15 protein-coding genes and 1 pseudogene are annotated in these 16,005 nt (G+C 57.8%); 8 read left to right on the top strand and 8 right to left on the bottom strand.

The window, feature by feature from the left end; translation table 11 throughout:
* The first annotated feature begins 94 nt into the window (after positions 1–94).
* Positions 95–985 (top strand): transcriptional regulator GcvA, encoded by an 891-nt coding sequence (gcvA, locus tag JWR14_RS14635; RefSeq protein ID WP_299707872.1) that lies wholly within the window; start codon positions 95–97, stop codon positions 983–985.
* A 148-nt stretch (positions 986–1,133) separates the two neighbouring features.
* Here gcvA and JWR14_RS14640 read toward each other — a convergent pair whose 3' ends face one another.
* Positions 1,134–1,913: an alpha/beta hydrolase gene (locus tag JWR14_RS14640; protein WP_299707874.1), complete on the bottom strand. Its 780-nt coding sequence runs from the start codon at positions 1,911–1,913 to the stop codon at positions 1,134–1,136.
* A 255-nt stretch (positions 1,914–2,168) separates the two neighbouring features.
* On the opposite strand from JWR14_RS14640, the gene JWR14_RS14645 reads away from it, so the two are divergent.
* The gene (locus JWR14_RS14645) at positions 2,169–3,470 is read left to right on the top strand and encodes a tetratricopeptide repeat-containing glycosyltransferase family protein (protein ID WP_299707876.1); all 1,302 of its coding nucleotides are present in this window, start codon (positions 2,169–2,171) and stop codon (positions 3,468–3,470) included.
* Positions 3,471–3,518: 48 nt separating this feature from the next.
* Here the strand turns inward: JWR14_RS14645 and JWR14_RS14650 are convergent, their stop codons facing one another.
* The 4 genes from JWR14_RS14650 to JWR14_RS14665 all read right to left on the bottom strand — a co-directional run bounded on the left by JWR14_RS14650 (position 3,519) and on the right by JWR14_RS14665 (position 8,475).
* A complete protein-coding gene (locus JWR14_RS14650) occupies positions 3,519–4,343 on the bottom strand; it encodes a hypothetical protein (protein WP_299707878.1) in 825 nt (274 codons plus the stop codon).
* Positions 4,344–4,420: 77 nt separating this feature from the next.
* On the bottom strand, positions 4,421–5,803 hold the full coding sequence (locus JWR14_RS14655; protein ID WP_299707880.1) for a sigma-54 dependent transcriptional regulator: 1,383 nt from the start codon (positions 5,801–5,803) through the stop codon (positions 4,421–4,423).
* A gap of 593 nt (positions 5,804–6,396) precedes the next feature.
* Positions 6,397–7,326 (bottom strand): alpha/beta hydrolase, encoded by a 930-nt coding sequence (locus tag JWR14_RS14660; RefSeq protein WP_299707882.1) that lies wholly within the window; start codon positions 7,324–7,326, stop codon positions 6,397–6,399.
* Positions 7,327–7,641: 315 nt separating this feature from the next.
* Positions 7,642–8,475, bottom strand: a complete 834-nt coding sequence (locus JWR14_RS14665) for an NAD(P)H-binding protein (RefSeq protein ID WP_299707884.1) — start codon at positions 8,473–8,475, stop codon at positions 7,642–7,644.
* Positions 8,476–8,630: 155 nt separating this feature from the next.
* Between JWR14_RS14665 and JWR14_RS14670 the strand changes: the two genes are divergently transcribed.
* The 4 genes and pseudogenes from JWR14_RS14670 to JWR14_RS14685 form a co-directional block, all read left to right on the top strand.
* The gene (locus tag JWR14_RS14670) at positions 8,631–9,644 is read left to right on the top strand and encodes an AraC family transcriptional regulator (protein WP_299707886.1); all 1,014 of its coding nucleotides are present in this window, start codon (positions 8,631–8,633) and stop codon (positions 9,642–9,644) included.
* Between the two features lie 196 nt (positions 9,645–9,840).
* Positions 9,841–10,266, top strand: a complete 426-nt coding sequence (locus tag JWR14_RS14675) for a phasin family protein (protein WP_031360545.1) — start codon at positions 9,841–9,843, stop codon at positions 10,264–10,266.
* Positions 10,267–10,546: 280 nt separating this feature from the next.
* A complete protein-coding gene (locus JWR14_RS14680) occupies positions 10,547–11,098 on the top strand; it encodes a carboxymuconolactone decarboxylase family protein (protein ID WP_299707892.1) in 552 nt (183 codons plus the stop codon).
* Positions 11,099–11,345: 247 nt separating this feature from the next.
* A pseudogene (locus JWR14_RS14685) lies at positions 11,346–12,176 on the top strand (helix-turn-helix transcriptional regulator); the annotation flags it as partial.
* 158 nt (positions 12,177–12,334) lie between these two features.
* Here JWR14_RS14685 and JWR14_RS14690 read toward each other — a convergent pair.
* Positions 12,335–12,883, bottom strand: a complete 549-nt coding sequence (locus JWR14_RS14690; protein ID WP_299707894.1) for a hypothetical protein — start codon at positions 12,881–12,883, stop codon at positions 12,335–12,337.
* Positions 12,884–13,147: 264 nt separating this feature from the next.
* Positions 13,148–13,468: a hypothetical protein gene (locus JWR14_RS14695; RefSeq protein ID WP_299707896.1), complete on the bottom strand. Its 321-nt coding sequence runs from the start codon at positions 13,466–13,468 to the stop codon at positions 13,148–13,150.
* Positions 13,469–13,998: 530 nt separating this feature from the next.
* Between JWR14_RS14695 and JWR14_RS14700 the strand changes: the two genes are divergently transcribed.
* Together JWR14_RS14700 and JWR14_RS14705 are read left to right on the top strand one after the other, a co-directional pair.
* On the top strand, positions 13,999–14,169 hold the full coding sequence (locus JWR14_RS14700) for a hypothetical protein (RefSeq protein WP_299707898.1): 171 nt from the start codon (positions 13,999–14,001) through the stop codon (positions 14,167–14,169).
* A 305-nt stretch (positions 14,170–14,474) separates the two neighbouring features.
* Positions 14,475–15,383, top strand: a complete 909-nt coding sequence (locus JWR14_RS14705; protein ID WP_299707900.1) for a cation diffusion facilitator family transporter — start codon at positions 14,475–14,477, stop codon at positions 15,381–15,383.
* A gap of 52 nt (positions 15,384–15,435) precedes the next feature.
* Here JWR14_RS14705 and JWR14_RS14710 read toward each other — a convergent pair whose 3' ends face one another.
* Complete coding sequence (locus JWR14_RS14710) at positions 15,436–15,723, bottom strand: response regulator (protein ID WP_299707902.1); 288 nt, start codon at positions 15,721–15,723, stop codon at positions 15,436–15,438.
* Positions 15,724–16,005 lie beyond the last annotated feature (282 nt).

The raw sequence follows: 16,005 nt of genomic DNA on the forward strand, positions 1-16,005 counted from the left end.
ATTGCTTGAGAAAGCTTTTCGGGAGAATATATCTCTTGTGATATGAGCAATGACGCATTAAATTCCCTACTTTGCGCTAGCAAAACTGACCTGAATGCAACATCCCTTACCTCCGCTTAATGCGCTACGTGCCTTCGAAGCGGCTGCACGCTTAGGCAGCTTCAAGGCAGCCGCAGCCGAATTGCACGTCACTCACGGCGCTGTGAGCCAGCATGTCCGTCTGCTGGAGGAGTGGCTGGGCGCGCCCTTGTTCGAGCGCCACAATCGGCGTGTCGTCCTGACGCCAGCAGCCCGTGCGTATCTCGCTGAAATCGGACCGGCGTTCGAACAGGTCGCTTCAGCGACCGCCAGGTATGGCTACGTGGGTAGCGTATCGCCACGTGTGCTGCGGGTGAATGGACCCGCTACGTTCGCGTTGCGCTGGCTCGTACCCAGACTCGCAGGCTTTCAAAGACTGCATCCCGGCGTTGAGGTGAGTCTGGAGACGTCCAATGAGCCCGTAGAAGCCCTCCAGGATACCTACGACATCATCATTCGCGGCGGCCCCGATACGTTCTATGGCTATTCAATGCGCCCTTTCTTGTCAGAGGAACGTATACCGGTCTGCAGTCCCGCGTTGCTCAATCAACTGTCAATTAAAACGACGCGCGACTTGGTCCATCACACGCTCCTGCATACATCAAGTCTCCCAAGGCTATGGAGCGACTGGCTCGCCAAAGCGAATGTCCCCGATCTCAAACCCGCCACGACGCTCACGCTCGATCATTTTTATCTCACGCTGCAAGCCGCGCTCGACGGCTTAGGCGTGGCAATGGGTCCGACCGCCCTGATAGCGAATGACCTGGCATCCGGCCGGCTTGTCGCACCATTCGCCGGCCCCCGTCTTCCCGCCCGCAGTTACTGTACTTATGTGCCGGAGGCCAAGGAAGCGGACGAGCTTGTGATCGCCTTCTGCTCGTGGCTCGAACAAGAAGCCAGTACTTAGGTGGCGCGTGGTGAAAGTAGCAAAGGCCTGCAGGGACCGGATCGTGAATAAATCGGGCAGCATCAATCTATCTGCATTCCTATCTATATGGAAATTAACCATTCGTTGATCCATGCCCCCGCACTACCCTTCACTTTAAAAAAGCAGTTTAATCCTGTGCATGCTCGGCTGCTTGTTCAATCAAGGCCGCCACTTCTTTCGGATGCGATTCATACACCGAGTGACTCGCGCCGGCAATCTCAACGGTATGGCTGTGAGCACGGGCCGCGTACATCCGTTCCAGGTCAGGATTGATGATTTTGTCCGATTTCGCGACCATGTACCAGCTAGGTTTGACCTTCCATGCCGGATCGGTCATGGGGGTTGAGAAAACCGTGGCCGACGTCGGCATCTGTGCGCGGGCTTCGAACTGGGCTTGCTTCAGCGGCAGGTCCGCAGCGAAGTCGCCAGGGTAGTTGGCCGGATCGAGGAACAGAAAACCATCCGGCGTTTTCACGAGCGGGTGTGCGGAATTCGGAAACTTCTTTCCATTGCCAACCTCGGTTTCATCGGTATCCAACGCATGAGCCGCAATGTAGACCAAACCCGCTACATGGGGATCGTTTCCAGCCGACGTGATGATCGCGCCGCCATAGCTATGACCAACCAAAATAGCCGGGCCGTCCTGACGGTCAAGAATACGTTTCGTGGCGGTCACGTCTTCCGCAAACGACGTCAACGGCTCCTGCACCAGGGTCACGTTATAGCCGTCCTTGGACAGGATATCGTAGACCGGTTTCCAGCCCGAACCGCCAACGAACGCACCGTGGACCAGCACGATGTTCTTGACCGGGCCTTTAGCAGGTTGAGTCTCTTGAGCCATGGCGCCAACTGAAATGAACGCACTGGCAAGGATCGACAGAAGTAACGTAGCGCGAGGGATCTTCATTTTTAATTCCTGGAGAGTTTGTGGTTTGCAATGGGACGAACACACGTACCCGTCCCACTATTCCCGTCGCGATCAAATATTCCTGGATATTTTTTTAGGTTCCCCTTGGCATGCAACACGCGCACTGTTTTAGCCGCTGTGTTGAGCCGCTGTCCCCCGCCGCCCCACGCCCTCTCCTTAGTTAGTATTTTGTAAGGTACGACTGATACAAGAGCGGTAACGCTTGCCAACGTCTGCTGCGAACAAGACCGCCCGATGAACCGGAAAACGCTCTCCGACCGTGGACACACGGACCTTCAAGAACATCTGAACCATCAACTCATAGAGTCAGCATGGGAGGCTTGGCAACGAGGCGACTTGACGGCGGCAGAACGCGCTTACCGTCGCGTGCTTGAAACGGAGGATCGCAACGGTCTGGCTCATAACAACCTGGCGAATCTTTTACGACAATGCGGGCGGTTCAGTGAAGCCGAAGCGCACTATTGTCGAGCGCTCGAACAGATGCCGGATTCGGCGGAGATCAGGAATAACCGCGCAGGCACGCTCGAAAGACTTCATCAGTATGAACAGGCGGAGATCGAATATCGGCGTGCGCTCAAACTGAAGCCGGACTTTGCCGGAACCCGTTTTAATCTAGGGATGCTTCTTCTCTCCGCCGGGCGATATACGGAAGGCTGGGAATACTACGAAGCGCGATCGGAAGCGTTTGGAGAACACAAGCAGTTGCCCTTTCCTCAGTGGAAGGGCGAGGACCTGAGCGGCAAGACCCTGTTGCTCTTGCCGGAGCAAGGGTACGGCGACACCATACAGTTCGTCCGTTACGTGCCGCTGCTTAAAGCGCAAGGTGCCGCAAAGATATCAGTGATCTGCCAACCAATACTTGCGCCGCTTCTGCGCACGGTGGAAGGTATTGACGCACTGATAACCGACCCACAAGCGCTTCACGGTCACGACTACTGGGCTTCGCTAATGAGCCTGCCCTTACACATGGGGACGACCGTCGCGTCGATCCCGGCAAGGATTCCCTATGTGGGCGTATTTACCAACCGCCTGGAGAGATGGCAAACACGCTTACCCGTCGACGGCTTGCGCGTGGGGTTGGTCTGGAAAGGCAATGCCGAGCACGACAACGACGCGCAACGGTCGTTGAGTCATTTTTCCGATCTGGCGCCGCTGTGGTCCGTCAGTGGAACTCGCTTTATCAGCCTGCAAGTGGGGGCTGCTGAGATGCAGGCCGATGAATGCAAAGCGCTGCAACCCGCTCTTTGCCTGGGACGGGAGATTCGCGATTTTGGCGATACCGCGGCCATCGTTGCGCAACTCAATCTTGTTATCTGCGTCGATACAGCGATCGCTCATGTAGCCGGTGCATTGGGCGTTGCGTGCTGGTTGATGTTGCCGCGGACAGGAGTCGACTGGCGCTGGCATCGGACGGGAACCGGTTCACCCTGGTACCCCAACGACATGTACCTGTTTCGCCAGGGCCAGGGAGGCTGGCCGGCTTTGATCAACGAGGTCAAGGATGCCCTGGCCGACATCATGCGGGACACACGTTAGCCGCACACACGGCACATTGAGCGCTTGATCTATCGCAGCCGCTAAGCCCTATTCATCGTCAGCCTTGCTGGTTTCCTTCGCCGCCCGGGCAACGAGATGTTTTGCCTCCCAGCTAGAGGCATCGATCGCGTACGCTTGCGTCGCATTGTCCGCGACGCACTGCCAGTCACCCAGCGCATGGCAATGCCACGCGTGATGCAGCAACGCATCGCGCGTATGTTCGCGAGTGGTGAGTTCCGTACGCATCTGTTCTAACTGACCGCTACCTTCACTGTTCCCCGATATTCTGGCAAGACTCCGGCGTGCCACCGCCAGATTCCCGGCCTGCAGCGCACGATAAAACGCGCTGACATTGGACTGTGGTGTTCGCGTGGTTTCATCGCTGGCATTATGGTGACTATTCAACACAGATGGCTGGGCCGGCAAGACGCCGTTGCCCTGTGTCACCACGTGCCCGCTTTGGACCAGCGGCCCCGTTGCCGGTGAGCGTGTCTCCGGTGAGCGTGTCTCTACGGATCGCGGCGTGAGGCCAATGCCCGCACGATAAGGTTTGGTCAATGCAAAAGCCACCAGCGCACCCGCGCCAACGGCGCACGCAAGCGCAATGCGTGCGCCGCGCCGCCTGCTTGCCCGATCGGAAAGCAGTGCGGTTTCCGCTAGTCCGGGGTATGCGCCCCGTGAACGCGTGCGACGCAATACGCCGCGCGCACTAACTTTTTTCGCGTTCGAAGGGGAAGAGAAATTTCCCAGACGCTGCATGATGGTCGGCGTTTTGCCGCAACGGCTGCATTGTTGCCCACCACCGGAATAGGTGTTCCCGCATCGCTCGCAGGTGATCCATGCAGTGTGGTCAACTGAATCAAGCAAGCGCATATGATTCTCCATCAAGTACATTTAGAGGGTCATCGGCTGCATCAGGAAGCTTGCCAGCTTTACTCGCTTTACTCGCTTTACTCATAGTCGCTGGGATCGGTCGAATCGTGCGCTTCATCCGTCGCTGCGCGCGTGGGTATTCCCAACTCCTGCATCAACCGGTGCAGATGCACGCGCGAAATGCCAAGGCTGCGGGCGGCATCGACAACCCGGCCTTTATGCACGAAGAGCGCGACTTCTATCGCCCTTCTGTCTGCCGACGCCCGCGCTTCGCGAAGCGAGTCCGGCGCGAGTGAGACATGCTCCGCCAGTTCAAGGTCATCGGCGGTGATGAACTTGCCTTCGGACAACACTATCGCGCGCCGGACACGATTGATCAGTTCCCTGACGTTCCCGGGCCAACCATAGTTATGCAACGCTGCAATCGCATCCGGGGCAAAGCCATGTATCCTGCGCGCGCGTTCATCTTTAAACCGTTCAAGTGTGTGCGTTGCAAGTTCGGTGATGTCTTTTCCTCTCACGCGAAGGGGTGGCTCCCTAACCTGAAGCACGCAAAGCCGGAAGAAAAGGTCTGCCCTGAACCTGCCTTCCTCCACGGCAGCTTGCATGTCCTGATGCGTTGCCGTGATCACCCGTACATCCACATCAATGGACTCAAGACCGCCCAGGCGTTCGATCTTGCGTTCCTGGATAAAACGCAGCAACGCGGCCTGACTCTCATGCGGCAGGTCGCCAATTTCGTCGAGGAACAACGTTCCGCCATGCGCCTGCTCGACTCGCCCTATCTTGCGTTGCGTGGCGCCTGTGAACGCTCCGCGTTCGTAGCCGAACAATTCCGAATGCAGGAGATCTGGTGGGACAGCGCCGCAGTTCACCGCCACGAAAGGCATGTCGCGGCGCACCGATCGCGCATGAATCATCTGCGCGGTCAACTCCTTGCCGGTTCCTGACTCACCAGAAATGAACACAGTGGCGTCACTCGCGGCGACCTTTCCAATGGCCCGATGAAGTTCCAGCATGGCCTCGGACGAACCTATCACGCCGTGGCTTAACGCATCCTTAAGGTCGGGCGGCTCCACCTCTGAACGAAGAACCTCCATACCAATGGCCTGCCCGACTACATTTACGATCCGCTCATACGATGTCGGCAGCGTTACAAAATCAAAGCAATGTGTCGCGATAACGTCTCGAACGGCCGTCCACTTTCGCGTCTCTTGCGACACGAGCGCGACCCATGCAACCAGCACGGAACGTGAGAGTTGTTCGACCCTTGCGATCCGGCCCTCGTGGATGCCATCGGTCAGATCGAGCAGCCCGGCCATGGGCGCGCGCGCCAGCTTCGCGACTGCGTTAGCCCCCATGGCCGGTACGACAAGCCAGGCGCGGTCACTGAGGCGCCTTAGAAGCGATTCGTTTGGCTTACCTCCAATGTATAGAAGCGTGCGATGTGCGCTGTCCATGTTGTAAGCGGTTCTCTGGTAGGCCCTTCTTCACAATTGCAGTCCCGACGGCTTTCAACACTTGCCATGGGTGACCATTCAACACCAGTCGAATAAGTGGACGAATAGAGAGCCTTAGCAAGGCCCATGCGCGGCAAGCGGGCAACAAGAATCGACGAACAATCAACAATCGGATTTCTCATCTAGCCGCCATCCTAGCGGGGCGATTTCACGACAGGTGAAACCAAACGTTAAGTTGCGTTTCCGTCGATGAGAAAACGTCGCGATATGTAACGAGAATGCGTACGAGCTGCTTAAGCATTAGATGGAACTTAGCGGAGCCTTAGGCGCGCATTACAGTTACGTCGCGGGAAGGCAGTCATGAGGCAGCGCGCTCGAGCGATAGCAGCGAGTGCAGCGAGTGCATTCGTTCGAGGGCCTTTGATGTGCCGGCAAGGAAACAACCAGGCGAGTTCGAGACGTTGCCAAGCAACGACAAACTAAACAGGCTACCCGGCGGGCAGCAGTATCATAAAGAGCCGTGAGGCGGGGGTCCGGCTTGCGCCCGCTTTGGCCCATCAGAACAGATCCTGCCTGAGTTTTTCACCGCCGGTTCAAACCTGCGGGCGCGTCAAAAATTCACAGACCTTGCGATACAGCAGCTTCACGCCCGGGCTCGTACCAAGTGCCCGCAGGCATCCATGTACCAGTCCTTCCCCGATCCAAAGATAACCTTCCCCACCGGCCGCGCGAATCCGTTCGATGTAGACGCGAGCATCGTCACGCAGCGGATCATGTTCAACGCCAATGGCCAATGTCGCTGGTAAACCGCTGAAGTGGGTTGCGTCGAGCGGCGTCATCTGCGGATAAGGCTCCCGGTCTTGCCAGTACAGTTCGCGGTAAGCGTGGACGTCGGCAAGCGTGAGCATCGGGGCGTTAGCCTCGCTATCGCGCGCGGGCAACGCCGGTTCGCGTCCGAGTGCTGGATAGATCGCCACCACCCCCGCTACCCCGGCAACACCCCGGTCACGAAGAATGGCAGCGACGCTGGCGGCAAGATTACCCCCGGCGCTATCGCCCACGAGTTGCAGCCTGGCCGGCAGTCCCGCAAATGGCAGCGTGCCGTTGATTGCTGCGAGCGTCACTTCGATGCAGTCTTCGTGTGCGGCAGGCGCGGGGTGTTCGGGCGCCAGCCGATAATCAACGGCGATCACGTGCATGCCGGTATCGGCCGCAAGACGCGCGGTGATAGCTTCGTGGCTATCGAGCGAGCCGAGCACAAAACCGCCACCGTGGAAGTACAGCACGGTGCCCGCTTGAGTCGTGCCGTTCGTCGCCCGGTACAACCGCAAGGGAATGCGATGTCCCGCGACAGAATCGAGCACGGTTGTTTCAATGATCAACCGATCGGGCAGCGCAGGCGTAAACGCCTTCGCGTAGTTGTCGTAGAGAGTGCGTTGCCCGGCAATTGTCATGGTGGCTGTGTCCGGCGGATACATCTCATAGGTCCGTCGTACAAACTCCGTCATTTCCGTTTCGAGCATCGATTTTTTATCCGTGGTTAAACTCACGAAGACAACGTGTCAGACACTGATGCTTAGTTATCCGACTTTATTCATTCATCCCCTTAAAGCTTTCACAATTTCATCAGGTCTTCTCGTCGTTGTCGTGGTTGTGCTGCACGTGAGGTCAGTGCGACGGACTTACGGTACAAGCTCAAAATATCGGTGTATCGCCCGCTTGCGACTGCAAGTTGACGCCTTGCGACGTTATGAAAACGTTTCGAATTGTTCGAAGGGGTTTTCGCTCGGACCGCTAAACGAGAAACCGAGAAGACCGAGAAGACCAAGAAAACTCGACTAAGCTTGCCCGTTGTTCCAGATCCCCGTTGCGGCGGTTTCCCGCACGTAGTCGCTGAAATTACGCGGAGGCCGCCCAACTGCGCGAATGACACCGTCCTTCACGGAGGCGTTTCGGCCGTCCAGTACATCCGTGAAGAGATAGCGGACAAGCTCGACAACTTGCGCCGGAAGCCCGGCTTCCACGAGCGCGCCCGTGTACTCCGTCATGGACACCCTCGTGAAACGGATCGATCGCCGGGACGCTCGGGCAATCTGCGCGACCGCTTCGGCGAAGGTCACCAGACGCGGACCGGTCAGTTCGTAAAGCTGCCCGGCATGGCCGCTCTGCGTCAGCGCAGCTGTCGCAACATCGGCTATATCGTCTGCATCGACAAACGGCTCGCCAATGTCCGCGACAGGCAACGCAAGCTCGCCACCGAGGATCGGCTCTAAAAAATGCGCCTCGCTGAAGTTCTGCGCGAACCAGCTTGCGCGCAGCAGCGTCCAGTCGACACCGGACCTGCGCACGATGTCTTCACAGCGCTGTGCTTCTGGCTCGCCCCGCCCGGAAAGCAGCACTAGACGCCGGACGCCGCTTGACACCGCCAGATCGGTGAACGACTGGATCGCGTCGGTTGCTCCGGCGACGGATAGATCCGGGTAGAAGCAGATGTAGACGGCTTCGACGCCCTCGAGCGCGGGTGCCCACGTCGAGTAATCCACCCAGTCGAACGGCCGCGTGGCGGCCCGGGAACCATGCCGCACGGGCACATTGCGAGCTGCAAGACGCTCCACTATCCGACGACCTGTCTTGCCTGTGCTTCCGAGCACCAGAACGGGTTTTGTAGTCATGGATCATTCCTCCAGATAATCACCGCACCGTGCGGTGAACATGAATCCAGAGTAATGTGATCTCCGGAGACGAACAATGACATTACGTCTTTGTTTGATGCTCATTCGTCCAGCGGAATGGACGTGCCGGTATCCGACTGAACTACACTAACCCCATGACCGACCTACCCGCACCCGACGATCCACTCGGCGAAGCGCTCCACTTTCTGCGCATGAGCGGCACTTTTTATTGCCGGTCCGAGTTCACCGCTCCATGGGCCCTGGAACTGCCAGCGTTCGACCAGTGCCTGATGTTTCACGTCGTCACGGCCGGGGAGTGCCTGCTGGAAGTGGACGGCATCGAGCCTCGCCTGCTGCGCCCCGGCGATCTCGCCCTTGTTCCGCACGGTGCGGGACATCGCCTGATGAGCGGCGCGGGCGTCCGGGCAGGAAAACTCTTCGACCTGCCGCGCGACGCAATCAGCAACCGCTATGAAGTTCTCCGCCACGGAGGAGGCGGCGCGGCCACGACCATGATCTGCGCCGTGGTCCGTTTCGATCACCCGGCGGCGCATCAACTGATTCGTCTGTTGCCCCGGCTGATTTGCGTCGACACGTGGAAATCGCCGGAAACGGAATGGATCCAGAGCACGCTGCGATTCATCGCGGCCGAGGCGCAGCACCTGAACCCGGGAGGGGAAACAGTCATCACGCGGCTCGCCGACATTCTCGTCATCCAGGCTATCCGGTCCTGGATCGCCAACGCTCGCCAAGCGCAGACGGGATGGCTCGGCGCGATACGCGACAAGCAGATCGGGCGAGCCATCACGATGATTCATCGTGATCCGGCAAGCAACTGGACGGTGGCATCGCTGGCAGACGCAGTCGGTATGTCACGCTCGGCGTTTTCCGCGCGCTTCACGCAACTCGTCGGCGAACCGGCCATGCACTACGCCATGCGATGGAAAATGGAGGCGGCGCTTACGCGGCTGCGAGAGACGGATTCGTCGCTGGCGGAATTGGCAAGCTCCCTTGGATACGACTCTGAAGCCGCCTTCAGCCGGGCATTCAAGCGGATCATGGGGGTTGCGCCCGGGGCGGCGCGACGCACTGCCCGAAACGACGCGGGTGCGAATGCGGGCAGATCCCCGCTTGCGGTGCATGACGCCACAAACCTCGAGATTGGCTAAGGCCGCACCGAATAACGCCTGCCGCGTGATCCTTTCTGACGGTCAGCCAAACGCAGATCGTCGCCCTGTGCGCGTTTTCCCTTGGATTCAGCAAAGATCGTTAGCCTGTACTATCGAAAGAGCGTTGGGCGCCACCCTCTACGCCTGAGGCGCGTCGACGTTTCCGCGAACGTGAACATATCTTAGGGAGAGGCACATGACGAAGCCCGAGTACAGCGACCCGTTCAGTCAGTTTTCCGCGATGTTCCAGCAGTACAAACTTCCGGGATTCGACGTGCAGGCAATTCTGGATGCGCGTAGAAAGGACGTCGAAGCTTTGGCGGCCGCGAACCGCGTCGCATTCGGCGGCATGGAAGCGCTTCGAGATAAACAGATCGAGATCCTGCGCCGGGCTCTTAACGATTTCCAGGGCATTGCGCAACAGTACGCCACCACGCCGGCCAAAGCTTCGTCCAATCCGACCGAAGTCGTTCAAAAGGCACTGCACCAGGCGCTCGCCGATATGCAGGAAATCGCTCAGAAAACACAGCAGGCCCAAACCGAAGCGTATGCCATTGTGACGAAGCGAATTGAAGAGGCGGCCAAGGAATTGAAGTCATCGCTGGAGCAACCTAAGGAGTAGCCCTCCCTCGGACCTCACCGGGAACGTCAGCGCCGTTCCCGGTTTTCTTCACTCTATCCGCCTTCTTGACTCCAGCTTGCCCCTTCCTTGAGCGAACTCTGCGCCACTAAGCAGCCACCAGCCGCGGGCGTAGATCAGCCGTTATTACATCCGAGGTAATTGAACGTATTCGTGTGATCGCTAAGATGGCATTCATCTGCTTGCGGTATCAGCGTTGAAAAAAAGCGGCGCATGGAGATACACACGCAGTTTCGTTCAATCAATGGGAAAGGAGTTAGGAATGCATAATTTTACACTTCACACAATCGAATCGGCGCCGGAAAAATCCAAACCGACATTGCATGCGTTGGAACAGAAGTTTGGATTTTTACCAAACGTGATGGCAACCATGGCAGGCAATCCCGTGCTCCTCAACGGCTTTGCCGGCAGTTTCTCGAGTTTTCACGGCGGAAGCCTCGACGAATGCGAGAAGCAGGTTCTGCTGCTCACAAACGCGGTCACGATCAAGTGCCCGTGGACCGTTGCGGCTCACTCCACGTTTGCCCTTGAGGACGGCATGAGGGAGTCCGACGTCAAGGCGATCCGCGAAGGAAGATTACCGGATGACCCGAAGTACGCGGCGCTGTCGGGCATGACCCGGGCCTTGATCCAAAAGCGAGGAAATGTGGCCGAGGAAGATATCGAAAACTTTACTTCCGCTGGGTATTCAGCGCTTCAGATCTTCGAGGTCATCACCAGCATTGGTGTATCCACCATGGCCGCCACTACGACGAACATGGCAGGTACGCCTGTCGAAGAGCGCTTTAAGGCTCAGGCATGGAAGCCTGCCTGACGATAGGAACCGTCACCGGGCGATAACGATCGCGTATGGATCGCGCATGGATCGGTTCGCGCCGAACCATGCGCGATTGCAGTCGTTGCTGCGACCGCCCGCCCAACCGGGCGGCGGCCGGCCGACTTGTGGAGTTAAGCGTATTCTTGTCCAGAAAATCAAAAGACTGCGAACCCGGGCGATGGCCTTATGCCCCTCGCGGTCCATCATGAACCATCACCTGAACCCTGTTGCCAATGAGAGATCAATGAATTCTGCTCGCCTCAACACCAAGCCGCCTGCCAGTGAGCTCGGCTTGCTGCTGCGCCAATGGCGCGACATGCGCGGCAGAAGTCAGTTTGAGTTATCTCTTGATGCGGGCGTGTCGCAACGGCACATCAGTTTTATTGAAAGTGGGCGCAGCGTTCCGAGCCGTCAGATGTTAATGGATATTGCCCAGGCGCTGGACATTCCTCTTCGTGATCGCAATACATTATTGCTGGCGGCCGGCTATGCTCCCATCTACCAGGAAACCGCGTGGGACGCACTCGAAATGCAGAGCGTGACCAGCGCGCTAGGGCGCATCTTGCGTCAGCATGAACCTTTTCCTGCGGTGGTAATGGACCGTTATTGGAACGTGCTCATGGCCAATGAATCTACGCCACGGTTCTTCAATTGCTTTATCAACCTGTCTGCGCGCAAGGGCCCTCGCAACATGCTGCATCTCATGTTCGACCCGGAAGGCATGCGCCCGTTTGTTGCCAACTGGGAAGATGTTGCGAAAAGCCTGATCCAGCGTGTTTATCGTGAATCCGTGGGGCGCGTCATTGATGAAAAAACCCAGGAACTACTCGCGGAACTGCTCGCCTACCCCGATGTCCAGACCGGGTGGAAATCGCCCCATGCTATGAACGCCACGCCCGCTACACGCACCATGCCAGTCATCCCCATCAGCTTCGTCAAAGACGATGAAGTGCTGAGTTATTTTTCGATGGTCACCACGGTAGGAACGCCGCAGACGATCGCCGCGCAGGAGTTGCGGATCGAATGTATGTTCCCGGCGGACGATGTCACGGAAACGCGCCACGTCGCAATGCTTGGCAAGATTCCGGCGGAGTTACCAAAGAACCCTGTTTTGCAGCCGCTGAGGTGCGGCCCTCTTGGACGACAAAAAGCAAAACGAAAAGCAGACGAAAACCAGGATGATAGCGAGACGCTGGAAAGTGCCCCGCATTACCGAGGCATGTTGCCGATAAGTTATTGCGGATAAACGCTCACGAGAAACTCGCCGAATGTATCGAATACGGGCCTGTTTTCGAGCACCACATCAACGGTGGGCAAATCCGGATTTTCCTCTTCGACGACCATAAAACAAAACTCGGGCGCCGCCGACGAAAGTGCTGCCCGGGCATCGGCCAGGTTCCGCTCAGCATCGAGAAGCAAGTTTGCCTCTTCCGCAGCCAAGGGCCGGTCAGAGGAAGGCGGACCTTTACGGATCATATGCACCGTCAGCTTTGCTTCGTTGAGCGATGCAGGGGGCACGAGGTGGAACTCGCAAAGCGAGAGCGTTCCGCGTGTCTCTGCAATCTCCAGCAAAAATTGCATGCCCTCATAGGTCGCTGTGTATCGTTTCGCTTCGCCGGCCGCCGTGAACCCGCTTTTCGTAAAGTGGTTCTTAAATTCGGCGACCGCCGTGCTTTTGGCCTGCACCACGACTGCATTCAACCGCTCGGCGAATTGCCTTTGCAACGGCCCGACCTGAGCCTTCAATTTTGCGATTTCTTTAACGGTTCGAAGATCCATCATTTTTCTCTGTGGGTTGCCAGGCGGCCGTGCCGTTCTGGCGAAAGACCATTAGTACGAGGTGCAGTTCTACCCATTGCGCCTCCGCGCGCCGCCAGCAGGCGGCACACCCGCTGGACGGCATCCGTGCTTGAACGAGGCCGCCGTGTGCGTGGAATGGCATGCAACGGCCCCGGCCGTTCGATCGGGACGAACAGGTTGCTCAAGGCGCGATGCGCAGCGCGGTCTCTTGCATAAACCGCAAACCCGATAAAATGCGGCGGCTCTTTAGTCGAATGGACGGACGAAAACATCGCGCCTGGTCGGATCCGAGACAAACTTGAACAACGACATGCCCGCAGGTTTGGCTTTCAAGTCGCCATTGATGGCCGTGTGTACGGCCGTAAAGGTCTTCGCGACAGCATCGCTCAGTCCGTTTGTGCCGGCAAGGATAGGTGCCCGCGCACAATAATCCCGGACAAACGTATTTCCCGACGCTTGCAACAGCGAAACCATGACTTCGAAGTCAGTGCCGTGTATGCGATGGCTTACAACCAACTTCCCTTCTCCGTGCCCGGCTAGCAACTCTTCTACGATCTGGCGATTCATTTGTACTGACTTCTCCTTTGGCCGTCGTGCAGCAGCGCTGCAAGACCGGCACCCGCGACTGATACCGACGCAATGGGTGCCTCCTTTAGGGGAACACAAATCGGGCGAACAAAGGCAATTCTTTTTAATTACCTTATTCGCACGCTAGTCACGTATTAGTCACGAAGCGGTAAAAGCGGACTGTTTCATGCCGTTTGGAGCCATTTTAAGCGCGAAAACACGGAAACCAACGCCAGAGACTCGATCAGGCGGCACGCTTGGCGATCGTCTCCGGGGCTGCGCTTTCGGCCAGGTCTGCCCAAACAGGGAACGCCTGGTTCAACCTTGCCCGACGCCGCCAACTCTCCCAGGCCTAAATTCGACATTTCACTTCACGAACCGGCGCGCTCGCTTATTGCCAGCTCTTGATAGAATCGATTCGATCAATGGTTGTTTAACGATTGATCACACCATTGGAGTTCAATTTGGCAACGTACGAAGTCGATTTTTTCTATAGTTCGGCCGAAGCGCCGGAAACTTACAATCAGCACATGACTCACCATACAGTCTCGGGCGTGCCCGACTATCTTCTCGGTGAAGCCGCCGTGGCGCATATCACCGCCCGCTTGCTGCATGACAACCCTACTTTCAGGCGAATTCGTAATCTCAAGATCCTGAACACAGTGGTTCCACCGAATTCAAGCAAGCCAACCGTTGAGTGAAGCGGCTTTACGCGGGCTTCTTGCACGCGTCTCGCCTGCGGTATCCAATGCGCCTGCGGTATCCAATACGCCTGCGGTATCCAACGGTCAAAGCCGGTTTGGGCCGTTAATAGAATTAATGACCGCGCGCGCCGCCGCTGACCGACGAGTTAATCCAGCGCCTCAATCAAGCGCTCTTTCATCCAATGCCACAGCACGCCTCCGCCAGTTTGCACACCGGTCAAGCCACGCATTTCCAGCGTTTGCATGCGCGTGTCGTAGCATGATGGCTTAGGAACCGAGAACGAGAAGCGAGACGCGTGCCCATGTCCGAATACCTGTCGAATCAAAAGCTGCGCCGGTTCGCCTCGATCATGGCGCTCGCTGTCGCGCTCACCCTGGTCGGTGTCAAGGCCTGGGCATGGCTTGCGACGGGCTCGATCGCGCTGCTCACCTCTGCGGCCGATGGCCTGGTCGATGTCGTCGCGTCCTTCGTCACCTTTGCGGGCGTCCGGTATGCAGGACGACCTGTCGACCGGGGGCATCGCTATGGACATGGCAAAGCGGAAGCCGTAGCCGCACTGGTGCAAGCGTTGTTGCTCACGGGCGCGGCCGTGGGACTGGGAATTGAATCGGTCGAGCGCCTGTTCGTCCCGCAACCGCTCACCGACATGGGCTTCGGCTTGTGGGTCATCATCGCCAGCCTGGTTGCTGCAAGCGGACTCGTCGCATTGCAAACCTATGTCGTCAAACGAACCGGATCGACAGCCATTGCTGCGGACCGGGCGCACTACGTCACCGACGTTGCGGTGAACATCGCCGTGCTGGTCGCGCTGGCACTTGAACGCTTTCTTGCGTGGAGTCGGGCTGACGCAATAGGCGCGCTGGCCATTTCCTGCTACATGCTGTGGAATGCGCGGGACATGGCGCGGCAAGCGTTGGTGCAGCTACTCGACCGGGAACTCGAACCCTCTGACCGGGAGCGGATCCGGGCCACCGTGCTCGGTTGCGAAGGGGTTCAGGGGGTGCATGACATCCGCACTCGACATGGCGGAGACCGGGTGTTCGTGGAATTCCACGTCGAGGTGGACGGCGCCATGTCGGTTGAACAAGGCCACGGCATTGGAGACCACGCAGAAGATGCTGTGAGATCGATATTCCAGGCAGCCGATGTGGTGGCTCATCTGGAGCCCGCCGGCATTGATGACCGGCGCCTGGACGATCTGGTCAAGTGATTGAGCAAGCACACTACGGAAGCACTACGGCGAGCGGGAATCGGCAAATACGTCAGCGAATGCGTCGCTCGCGGCACAGTGCGACCAGAGCACTCAACTGGCTGAGGTCGGCCGGCTTGATCAGGTGGTGGTCAAAACCCGCTTGCGTGGCGCGCTGAAGATGATCCTCCTCGCCGTATCCGCTATGAGCAATCAGTAAGGTATCCTGCTGACCCGGCATTGAACGTATGCGGCGAGAGACCTCGTAGCCGTCCATTTCAGGCAGGCCGATATCGAGCAACACCACCTCGGGCTTGAATTGTTCAACGCAAAAAAGCGCGGACGGACTGAAGCGCCACATGCACCGGCTCTTCCGCCGCCGTGCCGTGCGGCATGGCTGGCAGGCGCACCACGAACTTGCTGCCCCGGTTGAGCCCTTCACTGTAGGCGCGTACGTCGCCCCCATGCAATCCGACCAGGCGGGTCGATTCGGTCCAACTTGCTGTTTGTACTCATCAAAACGTCTCCCAAATCAATTGCTCAAGCGAAGCGCGATAGCTTCCGCAAATAAACGATCAATTTTCTAACAGCCGATGTTGTCTACTGACTTAACAATAGTTCGATATCCGAATCATATTCATTG

It is taken from the genome of Caballeronia sp., assembly GCF_028292365.1.
In the GTDB taxonomy this organism is placed as follows: Bacteria; Pseudomonadota; Gammaproteobacteria; order Burkholderiales; family Burkholderiaceae; genus Caballeronia.